Source organism: Nitrospirae bacterium YQR-1 (assembly GCA_039908095.1).
Classification (GTDB): domain Bacteria; phylum Nitrospirota; class Thermodesulfovibrionia; order Thermodesulfovibrionales; family Magnetobacteriaceae; genus Magnetomonas.
Window position 1 is genome coordinate 47,966 of sequence record JAMOBJ010000007.1, and the last position, 16,767, is coordinate 64,732.

A 16,767-nucleotide genomic window follows, 5' to 3' on the forward strand; every position below is an offset into this window, starting at 1 on the left:
ACAATCATGCTTTGTAAGAAAATCGGTGTTTTTATTGAGGACGAGTGGGTTGCCGTCAGTTTTAACACAATAATAAGCGCTCTGAAAGAGGCCGGCCTTGTGCCCGTTGTGATTACAACAAACAGGGAATGGGGCGACGGCATGAAGAAAAGTTTTCCGTATGATAACGAGCCGGCTCAGTACCTGAAAGCCGACCTTAGCGTTAACGAGGTAATCATAAGTGATTATGCTGGTTTTGTATTTGGCGGCGGTTACTGGGTGGACAGACTGCGGTGGTGGTTTAAAAAGAAAGGACAAAACGGAAAGCTTGAAATACCGGAGCCTATAGCGCTGGTTTCTTCCATCCTTGAGTCAGACAAGCATAAAGTGGGCGTAATCTGCCACTCAATGTGGCTGCTTTGCTCTCTCAAAGACAAGGTAAAAGCTAAGAATGTGACTTGCGCCTATAACATCATTGATGATGTAACAAACGCAGGATTTAATTATGTTGACACTGACGTGCATATTGACGGCAACCTGATTACAGGCCGCATGAGTGCTAATTCAGATGTATTTATAAAGGAATATATCAATCAACTGAAAAAGTAAAAAATACAAAGAGGAGGAATGCTTATGAAGTACTTTACGCAAAGTCTCAGAGTTACAGGTTATGTACGAAAAAAGTATAACGCCGCAGGTATGTTTGAAATAGCGGCCAACAGCGGTGACGTCTTTGAGGCATTTATTACAGGCGATACGTATTTTTACATGGTGCGCAACACCGATCTTCTTGACAGAGACAGGACGGACTACACTGTGTCAGACAAACTTGACAGATACATTGCAGAAAAACAGCTTGTGTCGGCATACGGAATAATTATTATACATGATGACAAGACAAGGTTTGACGTTAAGTCCGTAGTAATATTCGGCAACAGCCCGGACAAGTACGTCTTTGAAGAGGGGCACTGGTGGCTTTCCCAGATAACCTCATTTGCCGACACATGGCTTCAGCGGCAGTTTGGACTGGGCGATACATTTGATTTCACCGGCTATCGCACTAATTTAAACGCTGCCGGGGGCAAGATGGATGACTACACGGTTCAGGAGTGTGACACCATAACCAGACTGATTTACGGCCTCTCCTCAGCATACTCCCTTACCGGCAACAGAAGGTATCTCGATGCTGCCAAAGCAGGCATAAAATACCAACAGGACATGTTTAAGACTATAAGCCTTGACGGCACTTTTGTCGTTTGGCACCATGCCGTGGACAGGGGCAAAAAGATTCTCCCTTCAAGTTTTAACGAGGACTCCGGTACTATCCCACTGTATGAGCAGATATATGCAATTGCCGGCATGGCACAGTACTACCGTTTAACCCATGACTGGGATGTCTATGATGATATTAAGAAAACGGTCGAGTTCTTTGAGCACTACTACAGGGATACTAAGTTAAAGGGGTTCTTTTCACACATTGATCCTGTTAATTTCCGCCACGACTCTATAGGGCTTCAGGAGTTTAACAGAAACAAAAAGAACTGGAACTCTGTTGGAGACCACGCTCCTGCTTATATGATTAACCTGCTGCTTGCCACCGAGGATATTGCTCTTTACAAGGATGACTACAAGTACTACAAGGACTTGCAGGAGGAGCAGGCGGAGCTCATCTGTGATAAGTTTATAGATAACGATTCTTTATACATAAAAGAGCGTTTTTTGGCCGACTGGACATACGATGACCATTATCAGTGGCAGCAGGACAGAAGTGTTGTAGGGCATAACCTGAAAATCGCATGGAACCTTACGCGTTTATATTTCCTCTACGGCAAGGAGAAGTACCTCCAATATGCAGAGAAAATTGCTGATAAGATACCTGAAGGCGGCCTTGATATGATAAGGGGCGGTTGGTACGACGTTGTCGAGAGGCATCCAAAGAATGGTATGCCGATAGATTTTCCGTGGCATAACCGCAAAGCGTGGTGGCAGCAGGAGCAGGGAATTCTGGCCTATTTGATCTTAACGGGTACAACAAAGGACGAGAAAAAGAAGGAAAAATACCGGGCGCTGGCAAGGGAGTCTGTAGCGTTTTGGAATCTGGCATTTTTGGATAAAGACTACGGCGAGACTTATTTCGATGTTCTTGAAAACGGCTACCCGTACTTAGTTGATGACAGGGCCATGTCAGCAAGCCATTCAAAATCAGGTTACCACAGCATGGAGCTTAACTATTTAGCACACATATACTACAGGCTGCTTGTGGAAAAGGACAGACCACTCACTCTTTACTTCTGCCTCTCCCCTGACAGAAACGTAGAGTGTCTGAACCTGCTGCCGGATTATTTACCTAGAAACGAGATTGAAGTCAAGAGCCTTACTGTAAACGGTGAGGATTATAAGGACTACCTTGGTTTTCAGGTAAGACTGGGTGACAAACACAAGGGGGAAGAGGTTACAGTCATCGCCCAGCTGGGTACTAAATGATGAGAATCTGTTTACAAGGGATGATGAAAAAAACTCTAAAAAAGGGGGAGATGGGATAATGCCGCAAATATCAATACCGGTAAAGTTTCAGTACGTAACGGGTATAACAAGGCGTGTGTTTGAAAACGTGCGCTTAAGCGGGAGCTGGGTTACCCGCGGTAGGCTCAATCAAGCCGAGTATTCTAATGATTGGTCCAAAGTGGAGATGACTGAAGTCACAGGAACAGACGGCTGCCCTGTGTTTGAGGCTGTGGTTAACTTTCATTCCTCTCAGGCAGGATACCTTTTTAGGTGGGGTGTCACTGTTGACAGGATTACAACCGCCTCAAGCGTTACAGGCAAAGACCTATGGGGAATTACCACTGAGGTAAATGATATTAACTCCACGGAAAAATATCGGGTCTTTACATTAAACGCCACCCCGGCAGATGGTATTCAGACGGAGGCCTATTATCTTACAAACTGCAGACGTCTGGGTGCAAACAAGTATTTTGTTGCCGGTCAGAGTGCACCATTGATACAGTTTGCCCTGTGGGCCCCTAACGCAAGGGCTGTGGAGGTTGTCTTTGGTACAGTGTCCTGCGGCTATATTTCCGACTATGGGGTAGGCATAGACCCTGCCGCTCCGTCAATCCCTATGGTACGCCAGCGTGACGGTGTTTGGGTAACGGCACCGGTAGATGATTTTGCCGCCTATGACCACAAAAAGCCGTACATGTTCCGGATAACCAACAGAAACGGCCGCACTGTCTATCGTACCGATTTGTACTCAAGGTGTCAAATAGGCTCAGGGAGAACAAACCCAAGGGGTGCACCATATAACGGCGGTTACAGAGACCTCGATGGTACGACCAGTTGTTCGGTTGTGGTTGACCCTGAGATGGTGGTTGCCGATTTTCAGAATGCCAACTCAATAAACCCATCTGATTATGTAACTCAGGAGGTGTTTTGGCAGGGAGATGACACAAACCGCTCTAATGCCGCATTTCCAAAAAGGGTTGATGACTTGATTATCTATGAACTTCATGTAGGCGCTCTGGGTTACGGTAAAAAGGATGCAAACGGTAACAACGTTGCCGGGGATATCGGAGATGCTATAGCTCTGTTAAATAACAATTATATAAGCGATATAGGGGTAACATGTGTGGAGCTGCTGCCTATATCGGAATTTGGCGGCGTTGAGTCATGGGGATACGGGACGTCTCACTACTTCGCTGTTGAGTACAGCTCAGGGGGCAGGGACCAGATTAAGCATTTCATCAGAGCTTGCCACAGTAAGGGCATGGGTGTACTGTTTGATGTTGTGTATAACCATTTTGCCCCTGATGGTGAGCGTGCACAATGGATGTATGATTCCGGCACACATGAGGAAAACATTTACTACTGGTTTGAGGGGCGCTCCGGTGATTACAGAAAAATTGATGGAACGCCGTTTCCCGACGGCGGCTACATAGATAACATGTCAACAGGGTACTCTCCGCGCTTTTATGAGGAGATGGTCAGAAAGATGTTTATCAGCAGTGCGGTAATGCTTATGGAGGAGTTTCATGTGGATGGCTTCAGGTTGGACCAGACCACCTCAATGCACAGCTATAACGTGCTTCATGCCGACGGCAGACCGATGGGAAATGTAAACGCATTTGGAGCCAAGTTCTTAAGAGAGTACTGCGCCACGCTTAAACTGATAAAACCGGAGGTTGTAATCACCGCAGAGGACCACTCGGAGTGGGACAGGGTTACTATGCCGGTAAGTGCCGGAGGGCTAGGGTTTGACGCCGCATGGTATGCCGATTTCTTTCACAATCTAAACGGCGGAAGCGGCAATTATACCGACAAGGCACGTTTGATAAAGAGGGCAGGCTATGGTAATAATGAGCCGCTGAGAATTGATAGCTTCTCGGGGGCACTGTCATGGGCGGGACACAACAAGGTAGTCTATCATGAGTCTCACGATGAGGCAGGCAATGCAGAAAATTCAGCAAGAACCATAGTTGTTGCCGTCAATTATGCACCACTTTTTGGAGAGACCCGGCGGTATGCCGAGGGACGCTGTAAGTTTGCAGTTTCAATGGCGGTGCTCTCGCCCGGTACTCCGATGTTTCTCTTTGGGGAGGAGGTGGGTGCCGAAAATGCCTATAAGTATGACAACTTCTACATGCACAAAGAGGATATTGTTAACATGAGGGCAACGTATGGAGCAAATCTCTATAAGTATTATCAGGACTTGCTAACCCTCAGAAAGACCAACAGAGAGGCGCTTTGCAGCCGTAACATAGACATCGTCCACGTTCACAACGCCAACCGTGTGATAGCTTTCCGGCGATGGGGGTTCATACCAAGCCGGATTGGTGAAAACCATGAGTACCTGATTGTCGGAAGCCTAAACAACAGCCCGTTTGACCACGGTTATACGATAAGTAACATCCGCAGCGGCGACGGCAACTGGCGTGAAGTGCTAAACAGCGATGCAGCAGTCTATGGCGGACATAACGTTGGCAATTACAGTGAAACCATTCGTTCATCCGGAGGGACGATTACTGTGGTGATCCCAGCAAACGGTGTAGTAGTTTTTAGAAAACAGTAAGATTAAGGAGATGAATAATGAATATTATAACCACAAAAGGAAAAATCCTGGTGATAGTGTCAAATTATGGATACTGGGGGGAGGAGCTGGTAGGGCCGGTAGAGGAAATAGACAAGGCTGGGTTTACGCCTGTATTTGTAACGCCGCGGGGGTTAAAACCGGTGCCCCTTCCGCCAAGTATTGACGCAAATTATATAGACCCGCCTCTGGGCAAGCCTGTGACGACTCAGGCGGTCGTGGATAAGGTCAAGGCGCTTGACGCCTCTGACAGACTGAATAAGACGATTAACTTATCCACATGGTTTCCCGACAGGCCATACATGAGCTCGAAAACGTATCTCAGAGACCTTGAGGCATATTATGCGAAATTGCATGACCTGGATACTGAACTCAATGAATACGCAGCGCTACTGCTGGTTGGTGGAAGCGGGCCTGTTGTGGATATGGTAAATAACCAGCGCGTGCATGACGTTATTTTAGGGTTTCTGAGGTTAGGTAAACCCATAGCCGCAGAATGCTACGGTGTGGCATGTCTGGCCTTTGCACGTGATTTAAGACAAAGAAAAAGCATAATCTGGGGTAAGCGCGTAACCGGACACCCGATTGAGTACGACTACAAAGACGGCACCGGGTTTGTAGGCGTTGACTTCAACATGGGGCCGCCGCCGTATCCGCTTGAGTACATTCTGCGTGACGCTACAGGCCCCGACGGTCAGTACATCAGCAACGTCGGAGACGGCGTATCGGTCATCGTTGACTACCCGTTTATAACCGGCAGATCAAACGAATCATCATACGGAACCGGTCAGAAACTCATCGAGGTTCTCGATAAAGGATTAAGAAGATACGGCTGGTAGGGGAAAAGGGAGGTAAGGGGAAGGCGCTGCCTTCCCCTTATACCCCATCCGCAAGGGAGCGAGGCCCCCTTGACCCCTTTATTTAAATGTATACTTGGTTTAGTAAGATGTTTAGTTAGAATGATTGTGTTGTGAGAAAAGAATTTTTTAACCGGCGTTCCGCCGCTTAAAAAGTCTCTCTGCGAGCTCCGCCCGCAAAACAGATAGTTCATATTAGTGGAGGTGTAATGGCTGAAAAGACTGGTAAGTATAAGATAATAGAGCAGTTATTAGCAGACGGGATAACTCACATGTTTGGCAATCCCGGGACGAGTGAGGAGGGTTTTCTTGATGCTGTTACAAGTTATCCTGAGTTTACCTATATAACGACTCTTCAGGAAACCATAGCAGTGGCGATAGCGGATGGTTATGCCCGTAAGCGGCAAAAGCCGGCAGTTGTGCAATTGCACTCCGGGGTAGGGTTGGGTAACGGCGTTGGGATGATATATCAGGCCATGCGTGGGCATTCGCCGCTTGTGATTTTAGCAGGTGAGTCCGGCATTAAATACGACTCGATGGACGCCCAGATGGCGGCTGATTTAGTCGCTATTGCAAAACCCGTTGTTAAATGGGCTGCGCGTGTGGTTGATCCAAATTCCGTATTAAGAATGTTAAGAAGGGCTATTAAAATGGCTCAAACGCCGCCCATGGGCCCGGTCTTTTTGTGCCTGCCGATGGATGTGCTTGACGCCCCCAATATAGAGGACATTGTAAAAACTCCTGTTCTGTACACTGCCGTGTCACCGGATACTAAAATTTTGAGAGAGGTTGCACAGATTTTATCAGCATCTAAAAATCCTATGATAATAGCAGGTGACGGCATAAGCGAATCAGGAGCGCAGCATGAACTTCTGAGGGTTGCCGCTGAAATCGGAGCAGAGGTTTGGACAACAAACTCATCCACTGTCAATATGCCTACATCATACAAGCTGTACTGCGGCGATCTTGGACACATGTTTGGCAGCCGCAGCAGTGCAATCACAAGTAAGGCAGATGCAGTTCTGATTTGCGGCACATACTTATTTCCGGAGGTTTTCCCGGCTCTATATAATGTCTTTAAACCGGGCGCTAAGGTTATTCACATTGATCTCAACAGCTACGAAATCGCTAAGAATTTTCCCGTTGATATAGGAATAGTGGCAGACCCAAAGTTAACGCTCAATAACCTTCTTTCTGCTTTAAAAGAAATCAGACCTACACAGGAGCAATGGCAGGAGATAAGAGACAGAATGTCTGCAATGGATGAACACAAAGCCGAGACACTTAGGCAGCAAAAAGAAGCAGACCTAAAAAACCGGGGCAGAACACCACTATATCCCTCAGAATTCATGGAAGCATTGTCCAAAAAGTTACCCAAAGACGCAATAATTTTTGACGAGGCGCTGACAACCTCACCGGATATAATTCGTTACATGCCGGCAGACATGCCAAGCCGGTATTTTCAAACACGCGGCGGCTCCCTTGGGGTAGGTGTCCCGGGAGCAATCGGGATAAAAGTGGCATCCCCTGATAAAACCGTAATCGGATTTAGCGGCGATGGCGGCTCCATGTACACAATACAAGCGCTATGGACAGCAGCCCGCTACAACATCGGTGCAAAATTCATAATAACAAACAACCAAAGCTACAGGCTCTTAAAGGACAACATAATCCAGTACTGGAAAGAAATCGGTCAAAGTGAACATACGTTCCCTGAATCATTTTGTCTGAAAAAACCCGCTATCCGGTTTGATGAATTAGCACGTGCATTGTCCGTTGATGCAGTAAGAGTGGAAAAATCTGACCAAATAGACGGTGCAATTGATAAGATGCTGAACACCAACGGCCCGTTCCTTATTGATCTCGTTATTGAATCCAACCCTGCCGGTTGGAAGGAAGGCTGTGATAAGGGAGAGGGAAGGTAAAGATGTTAAGGGAAAGGGCTTTGCCCTTTCCCTTAAACCCTATCCCACAAGGGGAAATGATTCCCCCTTGACCCCCCGGTTTTTTATCGGCGATTGGTAGTGTATTTGAAGATTGGTTGGAGTGCTTGTGAGTTGAAAAGGTTTTTTAACCGGCGTTCCGCCGCTTAAAAAGTCTCTCTGCGAGCTCCGCCCGCAAAACAGATGTTCAGATTATAGCGAAAACCATAATTCCGTTCATTATTTTTAGTGGTTGAGATTGCCACGTCTCTATCGCTCCTCGCAATGACGAATAAAAAAACACAGTAAAAACAGCTATATGCCGTCATTGCGAACCCCCGCAGGGGGTGTGGCAATCTCTTCTTTAATAAATTCAATAAGAACATACTTTTGCTTTTTGCTATAGTGGAGGCGTAATGGCTGAAAAGAGTGGTAATACCAAGTTGCAGTCGGAAGTAAACACAGGCGGCGACTTGGAATTATTTGCGTTTCTGGATAGCCATTATGGCCTGATTTCTGAGGGTCTTGATAAGGGTAAGTTGATGGGGAGGTATCTGTATATCTCCGGCTTTTGGCTTATCTGCATAGATTAACCCGATGGGCTTGTGATTAACAACTATGGGCAGGAGCAAAAAGGTCTGGGCATTAATGTGTTTTCTGTACCAGTCGGGAATACGCGACTTAAAACGTGGATCATTAATGTTGCTTATCACCACATCGGTGTTACGCAAAATGGCTAAATTAAAAATATCCGATGAATCGTTTAAGGGAAATCTGAATCTTTTTATTATTTCATCGGTATCGGAGCCGAAACCGAAGCGGCCAATCATGTCAGTGCCACCGGTGCTTCCTATGTTTTTTATGCAAATCAAAACTCTCGCAAAGCTCATTCCCCTAAACATTATCTCAAGAATTGTTCTCAGTATGTCATTTATAGAGGTGCTTTCCATAAGGGAATTTGCAACCTCCTGGATGCCGTTTGATAAGACCTCATCAGGGCTCTCTACCGGTTCCCTTTCATCTGCTCCTCCCATAAGCCGTATAAACTGAGTATCGTCAAGCTCCACATGCTCCTCATCGGTAGGGGAAACCATCACACCCTCTGACACGTCATCCAGTTGGGCGTCACTTACCACGCCGCTTATCTTCTTGAGGAAATCACTTTCGCCGATGGAAAACCTCATAGTTCTGACAAATGAGCCCAACTCCTTCAGCGCAGTATCCATTATCACTGTAACTTCCTTTTCCGAGACCTTGAAGCAGTCAGCATAACGCTTAAGAATGTTCTTCAACACCTGAGGATTTGCTTTTATCTCACTCATCTTATCGCAGATTTCGGTAGAAAAATTCACAAGGGTTTTTATCTTATCGTCGTGTGTCTGAGGGGCCGACACCTGGCCACCCGGAACCTTCTTCATGGCTACTATCAGTTTATCCGGAAGATTCCACGTCTGTGCCATCGCCACTGCAATGTCTTCATATGTGGCTCCTAAGACGTCTTTTGCGGCACTGTACTCGGTAATATTTGATATGGCCATTTCTTCTTTTATTTTCTTCCTGTGCTCGGGCAGATAAAAAGAAACTAACAGCCTTCCCAGATTATGGAAAATAGAACCTAAAAATGCCTCTTCTTTATCCTCAAGGCCGATTTTGCCTGCCATTCCCTTAGCAATCAGGCCGGACATAAAAGTGGATAACACCGTTTCTTTCAGCTCTTTTGCAATATTCTTATTTGTCAGATTTTCAAACAGCAGAAGCGTTACTGCGGCATTTTTCACCTGCTCATAACCAAGCACAAACACGGCGCGGGATATTGTGCCGATTTTGCCCCCAAGCTGGTAGTTTATATAAAACACGCTGTTAACAAGTCTCAGGAGCTTGCTGGTCAGAGCAAAGTCATCCAGTATTGTGCTTGTCAGCTCTGTTATTGATGTATCATTTACCGATGAAGTTTGCTTTTTTACTATATCTATTGAGCGGGACATCGCCGGAAAGTCATTTCTTTCCTTTACGCGGTTCATCAAAAGCTCTATTGTTTTTTGTTTAGAGGCTTGCAAATTACTCATTCCACACCTTCAATTTATCCCTCAATAAAAGACGTTCCATCACCTGTAAATTGTAGCATATTTTTTTACAAAAAAAACAGCTACCGAATTGCCTCATCAAAAAACTATACGAAAACGAAACGTTGCCTCAAGTAAAAAACTATACGAAAAAACACAATAAAGACTCTCAGAGCAGAAAACCGGGAGGCAATGATATAACTTTCGTATAGATTTTATTGTGAGGCAATACGGAGGCTAACTGCATTCAGAGTATAGGGCTTTGTTTTATACGAGATAACCGGAGCGATGATGGTGTGGCAGAGGTATTGAAAGCTATTGAACTTTATGAAACAATAAGAGACAGATATTCAATTGGAGTTGCTTATAAAAACCTTGGCATGGAACTCGAGACGATAGAGGGATATAAGGACAAAGCGCTGAAATATAAAAGCAAGGGAGAGGAGATATTAAATGGTATAGAGCGTGCGATGTAGTGGGTGGCTTTTTCCAACAAGCGAAGGGTGGATTCCCAATCGGGGTTGGGAATGACAGGAAACAGAAAGGGATTGTCTTGAACCATGATTAGCACCAAGCTGCAGTCGGAAGTAAACACAGGCGGCTGGGAGAAAGCGACGCCTCCCTTCACAGGGGATTCCCCTTTAGAGGAGACGCCCCGGAGCTTGTGATGAAGCCAACGAAGTTAGACGATTGACTGCAGCTTGGTATTATACTTCCGGCTGCAAACTGGTATAAGCTTACGATACAACAATATTTTAAAGAGAAGTTAAAGCATTTGGTATAACAGCATAAGGTTAAGAAATGTTACAACGGCGGCGACACTCCAGAGGGAGGTCTTTTCGAGCCGTGAGTTTGCATGTATCCCCATTACTTCTTTGGAAGAGGTCAGGAAAATCAGAAAAACCACTGTCAACGGCAGTTGTATGCTTAACGCTATCTGACTTACTATTATTCCCTGAAACGGATTCTTAAGAAAGTAAATTATCACAGCGGCTAATATAATTGTAACTGCAATCCCAAAGCGGGAGTGTCTATCTGAGGTATCAAGGGGTTTACGGTAAAGCCCTGCATAAATAGAACCACCTGCCATTGCGGCGGTTATAGATGAGGACAGTCCGGCAAAGAGCAGTGCAAGGGCAAACACCACGGAGGCCTTTGTTCCCAGAAGAGGTTGAAGTGTGCTTTGAGCCTGTTGCAGCTCAGTTACATGGATTCCGTTTTTATTAAATACGGCGGCGGCCACAATTATCATAGATGCATTTATGAGGCAGCCTGCTAACATGGCTATCAGCGTATCGGTAAATTCGTACTTAAGCTGTCTGTTAATTACCTCCTCGCTTTGAAGGTTCCACTGTCTGCTCTGAATAATCTCTGAGTGCAAAAATATATTATGCGGCATGACGACAGCACCCAGGACACTCATTACAATCAGCATCGAACCAGCGGGCATTGACGGCGTAAAAGAATATTTAACTACAGATACCCAGTTTACATCAACAAGAAACAACTCGAAAACAAAGGCTATTCCGATAAGTGACACAAAGGCTAAAATCCACTTTTCAAGTTTTCTGTAAGTGTTTGTAAAAACCATACCGAAAACAAATGCCACAGTAAGAGGTGTGCCAATTGAAATGGGAAGCCCAAATAGCATGTTTAAGCCGATAGCAGCCCCAAGCAATTCGGCAAGCGCTGTTGACACTCCTGCCGCCACTGCTGTAAGTAAAAAAAAGCCGCCAATGTATTTATTGAAATACTTCTTTGACGCTTCAGAGAGGCAAAGCCCTGTGACTATCCCCAGGTGCGCTGCGTTGTGCTGAAGGATTATAAGCATGATGGTTGAAAGTGTCACCATCCAAAGGAGATTGTACCCGAAATCAGAACCTGCAGAAATATTAGCTGCCCAGTTGCCGGGATCAATAAACCCCACGGTTACAAGAAACCCAGGCCCCAGATATTTGAATATTTCAAATGCTTTTGTGTTTTTTATTTTCATCTGTACTTAAAATCTACATCTCCTTAGCGTTTAATGCATTATTCTATGTTTTTTTTTATTCTTTTGCAACACGTCTGTGTCGTTTATTTATGTTTTACAACTTTTTTAATAGCGCATCACAGAGTAATCCCTGCCTAAATCAAAAGTCACAAAACTTTTTTCGTGAAAAATTTTTAACTATGCTACAATACAGGTGGTAATTATATTCGCAGCTTGTTTTTGGCTGCTAAGTCGAAATAGCATTTAAGAAGTAATCTTGAATCACAGGGAGTCGTAGAGGTGAATGTAAAAGTAATATTAGAAAAGGGTGAGGATGGTTACTTTGTAATTCATTGCCCATCGTTGAAAAGTTGCTGGTCGCAGGGCAAAACGCAGGAGGAGGCTCTTACAAATATTAAAGAAGCCATCGAATTGTTTTTGGAGCCTGCCCCTTACGACTTAGTTGAAGATGAAAATCATAAGGTTTATGAACTTGTATTATGAAATTACCCTTGCTATCAGGGCAACAAGTTTTGCCGGCATTGAGACGGCTTGGTTTTATCGAAATTTATAAAAAAGGCAGCCATGTTAAAATGAAACATCTTGACGGCAGAACAATCGTGGTTCCATATCATGAGGAAGTTGACGGATTTACTCTAAAGGGTGCTCTAAAAGATGCAGATATAGATGTTGAAGAGTTTTTGAAAAATATTTGAATCTGTAAAATATGTATTATGACTTTTTAAGCGGGTTCGGATTGCCGCCCTAAATGGGAGCTTTGTATTTGGAAATCAGATGTGTTAATATACGGCTATGTTAATTAACCGGCCATATGCTTTTACGTTTGTTATTATTCTTGGGTCACTTGGGGTACTGAGTTACCATGTTATAAAACCCTTTCTTAATGCTATAGCATGGGCTATTGTGCTGGGGATTGTCTTTTACCCCGTGTTTTTACTTGTTCAGAGACTTGTAAAATGGCAGATAGGCGCTTCCATTATAACCCTTGCGCTTGTTATGTTAATTCTTGCCGGACCCATTGCATATATAATCATTTTAATGGGGGCTGAAGCAAAAAAAACATATGAGCATCTTGTAAGTACAAATTTCCAGGTTATTACCGACCTGTTGTCACATAAACCCATAACGTGGATACTTGAGAGATTTCACGCTATGGGTGACGGCACGGAATTAAACGCAAAAGACCTTATTGTTGATAATTTGACAAAGTTCTGGCAAAAAATTATACCGGAGCTGACGTTAGGATTAAAAAACCTTTTGGGTGTGCTGTTTGAGTTTTTTATAGTGTTGTTTACCCTGTTTTTCTTTTTTCTTGACGGCCCTGACTTTATTAAAACTATTATGGAATACATGCCTTTTTCAGAGACCCACAAGGAGCGCATTCAGGAAAAAATAAAGGATATGGTAATATCCTCAATTTACGGAAGTGTTGCCCTGTCCCTTTCTCAGGGATTGGTTTCGGGTGTTACGTATGTCTTACTGGGCTTAACCGCTCCGGTGCTCTTAGGGGCGGTAACAGCCCTTGCTGCGTTTGTCCCCATGGGGGCTGCCGTAATGTGGGGTGTTGTTGCTGTTTTTTTAGTAATAACCGGTTCGTACATTAAGGCCGTTGTGGTCATAGTTGTTGGAATTATTGCTATCATTGCTATTGATAATGTCCTTGTGCCCCTTATTGTCAGCGGCAGAACGAAAGTGCCGATGGTTATGGTGTTTTTTACAGTTGTCGGCGGCATTGAATTTTTCGGCCTTATAGGAATCATAATGGGCCCTCTGGTCTTTGTTCTGTTTATTTCCATGTTTGAAATTTTTAAGGGACTTGAAAACGACTCCGATTGCGGCTCATCCGGTTAATGCTGAGACAGGGTGCGGCCGGGTTAAAATCCTGCTGCTATGTCTGCTCCTTCTTATTGTCTCTTGCAACGGTAAATCCACAGAGCCGGATAATTACCTTCATCTGAGAATTAACGCTAACCCCACAACACTGGACCCTGCCTATGTTGTAGATGTCTCAGGCGGCGCCATTTGTGCAAAAATATTTAACGGACTTGTTAAGCTCAATGAAAACCTTGAGGTCGTGCCCGATATCGCCAAAAGCTGGACTATAAGCCGGGATAGCTTGAAATACACTTTCTATCTCAATGACAATGTCACTTTTCATAACGGGCGGCTTCTTACCGCTAAAGATGTGGAGTACTCCCTTAAACGTCTTCTTCTGCCGCAAACGAAATCGCCAAATACGTGGGTTGTCATGAGCCTGCTGGGAGCAGAGGAGTTCCTCAATGGTAAGGCGCAGTCGCTTGAGGGAATTAAGGTGACGGATAACTATACGGTGGAACTTAATTTAAAAACCCCGTTTGCCCCTTTTATAAAACTTCTTACCATGCCCCCTGCATACATTGTGCCTGAGGCGGAAGTGGAGCGCCTGAAGAAAGGCTTTGCTAATCAACCCACAGGAACAGGCCCTTTTCAGTTTTCACGATGGGAACCCGACAGTGAACTAATTCTTAGTCGCTTTGACGGTTATTTTGAATCTAAGGCAAAAATTGCCGGCATCCGTTACAGGGTTATTCCCGAGGACCTTACTACAGTTACAGAGTTTATGCTTGGAAATCTTGATATCACCGACGTAACTGTTTCGTCCTATAAGCTTTTCACAACCGACCCAAAATACTCAAAAAATTTAAAGACGGCAACCGGCCTTAATACATACTACTTAGGGTTAAATAACTCTAAAGCCCCGCTTAACAATGTCCTTCTGAGGGCTGCCATAGCTCATGCCATAGACAGGAATAAAATCAGGGAAACGTACTTTCAGGGGCGGGGCACGTTGGCTGATGGGCCTATCCCTGAGACCCTCAAGCCATATAAACTTGCCGGGGCGTATCCGTATGATCCGCAAAGGGCACGGCAACTGGTTGCCGACTCAGGCTATAATAAGTCTGAGAAGTTAAAATTTTATGTAGCTGCAATTCAGGATTCAATTGATATAGCTGAGATTATAACGTCTTTTTTAAAAGAGGCCGGCATAGAGGTGGAAATAAAGGTGCTTGAGTGGAGCGCCTATAAGTCGGCAATTAATAAGGGGGAGACGGATTTGTTTTGGCTGGGTTGGTGGGCGGACTACCCGGACGGTGAGAATTTTCTGTATCCCCTCTTTCATTCCTCTAATTTCGGCCCAGGTGGAAACAGAACAAGATTTACAGATAAAAACACAGACAGACTCATCGAGGAGGCACAGAGAACTGTGGATAACAAAAAGCGGGAAGCACTCTATAAAAACATAGAGCAAAAAATAGTTGAGGAGTCTCCCGCCGTGTTCTTTTGGCACAGGAAGGACTACGTTGTAACTCAGCCATGGATAAAGCATTTCACGCTGTCTGCTATTTATAGTATTGATAAAGGGAACTTTATTGAAATTGACCGTTATACCAAGTAGCAGTCAAAAGAGTAACGAGGCGGCAAGGAGAAAGCGACACCTCCCCATACAGGGGATTCCCCTTTAGGGGAGACGTCAAGGAGCTTTCGACGAAGCCAACAAAGTTAATCGAATGAATGCAACTTGGTATTAATATGATATGGCTGGCACTGGGAGCACAATCCAATAAGCTCTAAAATAAACAATCATTTAGCATCTTCAACAAAGGCAAGCACAAACAGGCCTAAAATGAAAAAAGCAATGATAGACAAGATAGCGGGGCGTTGACTGCCGGTGAGGGACGATATAGTACCAAAGGACAGGGGACCGAGGATGGCGGATGTTTTACCGATAGTGGCGTAGAAACCGAAATATTCCGATTCGCTGCCATGTGGAATAAACTTTGTAAAAAGTGTACGTGAGGCCGCCTGAACAGTACCAAGGGCAAAGCCTGCAACTGTGGCAATGGTAAAAAACATTATCTTTGTTTCCACCAAATACGATGCAATCGTTACAGTGCTCCAGAGGATAAGGGAAAGAATTATAATTACCTTAGGCCCTTTGATGTCAATTGGTTTAGCCATTATCACGGCGCCCATGAATGCGGTTATTTGTACTGTCATAAACAGATATATCAGTTCCTCGTTTTTAAACCCAAGGGTGGTTGCAGCAAATATGCTTGAGAACACTATAACAGTATTTGTCCCATCCTCATAGATAAAATAAGAAATTAGAAATTTCCGTAATTGAGTGTTTTTCCATATCTCTACGGCGGTTTGCTTAAATCCGGTGATTCTCTCCGCTACAGTCTTCCGTAGTGGTTTAAGTTTTCTGTCCTTTGGAAGAAAGATAAAAAGAGGAAGGGAAAACAGAAAGAAAAATACCGCTATAAAAATCCAGAGACTACTGAAGCAGTTATTTTTAGCCAGAGGGAGAGCGATAAGCAGTGATGTGAAAGAGCCGACATAACCCAGCGCAAACCCCCATGCTGATACCCTTCCCTGAAATTGTTTATCGGCGATTTCCGGCAGATAAGAATTATAAAACATTATACCGCCCTCAAACCCCACATTTGCTATGACAATCAGCACAAAACCAGCAATTATTATGCCGGGAGTCAGCATTGAAAAAAAGCTCACGGCAATAACGCAGCCAAGAGTGTATATAAACAGAAAACGTTTTCTGAGCCCGCCGTAATCAGCAATTGCACCTAAAACGGGTGAGCTCAAAGCAACCAGAGTCATACTCAGAGATATTGCACGTCCCCACCACAGGTCTCCGGCCCCGGAAGAGTTTCCCACAATTACCTGCGTGTAATAAACAGGAAACACAACGGTAAGAACCACAGCTGAATAACTGGAATTGGCAAAATCAAACAGACACCATGATAGTATATGTTTTTTATTCATAGTCTTATGACAATAGCAATGCAACAGAGGCAGTGTTTAACAA

The 16,767-nt window shown here is 44.6% G+C and carries 13 protein-coding genes; 10 read left to right on the forward strand and 3 right to left on the reverse strand.

Annotated elements, in window-relative coordinates; genetic code table 11:
• Window positions 1-6: 6 nt before the first annotated feature.
• The 5 genes from H7844_05630 (at window position 7) to H7844_05650 (ending at window position 7,847) form a co-directional block, all read left to right on the forward strand.
• Entirely contained in the window at window positions 7-588 is a 582-nt protein-coding gene (locus H7844_05630; protein ID MEO5356763.1) for a DJ-1/PfpI family protein, read from the forward strand.
• A 24-nt stretch (window positions 589-612) separates the two neighbouring features.
• A complete protein-coding gene (locus H7844_05635) occupies window positions 613-2,463 on the forward strand; it encodes an AGE family epimerase/isomerase (protein ID MEO5356764.1) in 1,851 nt (616 codons plus the stop codon).
• Window positions 2,464-2,521: 58 nt separating this feature from the next.
• Entirely contained in the window at window positions 2,522-5,047 is a 2,526-nt protein-coding gene (locus tag H7844_05640) for an alpha-amylase family glycosyl hydrolase (GenBank protein MEO5356765.1), read from the forward strand.
• A 17-nt stretch (window positions 5,048-5,064) separates the two neighbouring features.
• Window positions 5,065-5,904, forward strand: a complete 840-nt coding sequence (locus H7844_05645) for a type 1 glutamine amidotransferase domain-containing protein (GenBank protein MEO5356766.1) — start codon at window positions 5,065-5,067, stop codon at window positions 5,902-5,904.
• Window positions 5,905-6,131: 227 nt separating this feature from the next.
• Entirely contained in the window at window positions 6,132-7,847 is a 1,716-nt protein-coding gene (locus tag H7844_05650) for a thiamine pyrophosphate-binding protein (GenBank protein ID MEO5356767.1), read from the forward strand.
• A gap of 476 nt (window positions 7,848-8,323) precedes the next feature.
• On the opposite strand, the gene H7844_05655 is transcribed toward H7844_05650, so the two are convergent.
• Window positions 8,324-9,910, reverse strand: coding sequence for an HDOD domain-containing protein (locus tag H7844_05655; GenBank protein MEO5356768.1), 1,587 nt, complete (start codon window positions 9,908-9,910; stop codon window positions 8,324-8,326).
• A gap of 293 nt (window positions 9,911-10,203) precedes the next feature.
• On the opposite strand from H7844_05655, the gene H7844_05660 reads away from it, so the two are divergent.
• Window positions 10,204-10,383, forward strand: coding sequence for a hypothetical protein (locus H7844_05660; protein MEO5356769.1), 180 nt, complete (start codon window positions 10,204-10,206; stop codon window positions 10,381-10,383).
• Between the two features lie 290 nt (window positions 10,384-10,673).
• Here the strand turns inward: H7844_05660 and H7844_05665 are convergent, their stop codons facing one another.
• Complete coding sequence (locus H7844_05665; GenBank protein MEO5356770.1) at window positions 10,674-11,900, reverse strand: Nramp family divalent metal transporter; 1,227 nt, start codon at window positions 11,898-11,900, stop codon at window positions 10,674-10,676.
• A 279-nt stretch (window positions 11,901-12,179) separates the two neighbouring features.
• Here H7844_05665 and H7844_05670 point away from each other — a divergent pair, with 279 nt between their 5' ends.
• From H7844_05670 to H7844_05685, 4 genes are all read left to right on the forward strand, one after another.
• The gene (locus H7844_05670) at window positions 12,180-12,383 is read left to right on the forward strand and encodes a type II toxin-antitoxin system HicB family antitoxin (protein MEO5356771.1); all 204 of its coding nucleotides are present in this window, start codon (window positions 12,180-12,182) and stop codon (window positions 12,381-12,383) included.
• Window positions 12,380-12,595, forward strand: a complete 216-nt coding sequence (locus H7844_05675) for a type II toxin-antitoxin system HicA family toxin (protein ID MEO5356772.1) — start codon at window positions 12,380-12,382, stop codon at window positions 12,593-12,595. The genes H7844_05670 and H7844_05675 overlap by 4 nt, the downstream gene beginning before the upstream one ends.
• A 97-nt stretch (window positions 12,596-12,692) precedes the next feature.
• A complete protein-coding gene (locus H7844_05680) occupies window positions 12,693-13,751 on the forward strand; it encodes an AI-2E family transporter (protein ID MEO5356773.1) in 1,059 nt (352 codons plus the stop codon).
• Entirely contained in the window at window positions 13,717-15,336 is a 1,620-nt protein-coding gene (locus H7844_05685; GenBank protein MEO5356774.1) for an ABC transporter substrate-binding protein, read from the forward strand. Before H7844_05680 ends, H7844_05685 begins: the two co-directional genes overlap by 35 nt.
• A 185-nt stretch (window positions 15,337-15,521) precedes the next feature.
• On the opposite strand, the gene H7844_05690 is transcribed toward H7844_05685, so the two are convergent.
• A complete protein-coding gene (locus H7844_05690; protein ID MEO5356775.1) occupies window positions 15,522-16,724 on the reverse strand; it encodes an MFS transporter in 1,203 nt (400 codons plus the stop codon).
• Window positions 16,725-16,767 lie beyond the last annotated feature (43 nt).

Coding starts and splice junctions, on each gene's coding strand:
- H7844_05640 (MEO5356765.1), top strand. CDS start 2,522: ATGCCGCAAATATCAATACCGGTAAAGTTTCAGTACGTAACGGGTATA.
- H7844_05645 (MEO5356766.1), top strand. CDS start 5,065: ATGAATATTATAACCACAAAAGGAAAAATCCTGGTGATAGTGTCAAAT.
- H7844_05665 (MEO5356770.1), bottom strand. CDS start 11,900: ATGAAAATAAAAAACACAAAAGCATTTGAAATATTCAAATATCTGGGG.
- H7844_05675 (MEO5356772.1), top strand. CDS start 12,380: ATGAAATTACCCTTGCTATCAGGGCAACAAGTTTTGCCGGCATTGAGA.
- H7844_05690 (MEO5356775.1), bottom strand. CDS start 16,724: ATGAATAAAAAACATATACTATCATGGTGTCTGTTTGATTTTGCCAAT.
- H7844_05630 (MEO5356763.1), top strand. CDS start 7: ATGCTTTGTAAGAAAATCGGTGTTTTTATTGAGGACGAGTGGGTTGCC.
- H7844_05680 (MEO5356773.1), top strand. CDS start 12,693: ATGTTAATTAACCGGCCATATGCTTTTACGTTTGTTATTATTCTTGGG.
- H7844_05655 (MEO5356768.1), bottom strand. CDS start 9,910: ATGAGTAATTTGCAAGCCTCTAAACAAAAAACAATAGAGCTTTTGATG.
- H7844_05635 (MEO5356764.1), top strand. CDS start 613: ATGAAGTACTTTACGCAAAGTCTCAGAGTTACAGGTTATGTACGAAAA.
- H7844_05650 (MEO5356767.1), top strand. CDS start 6,132: ATGGCTGAAAAGACTGGTAAGTATAAGATAATAGAGCAGTTATTAGCA.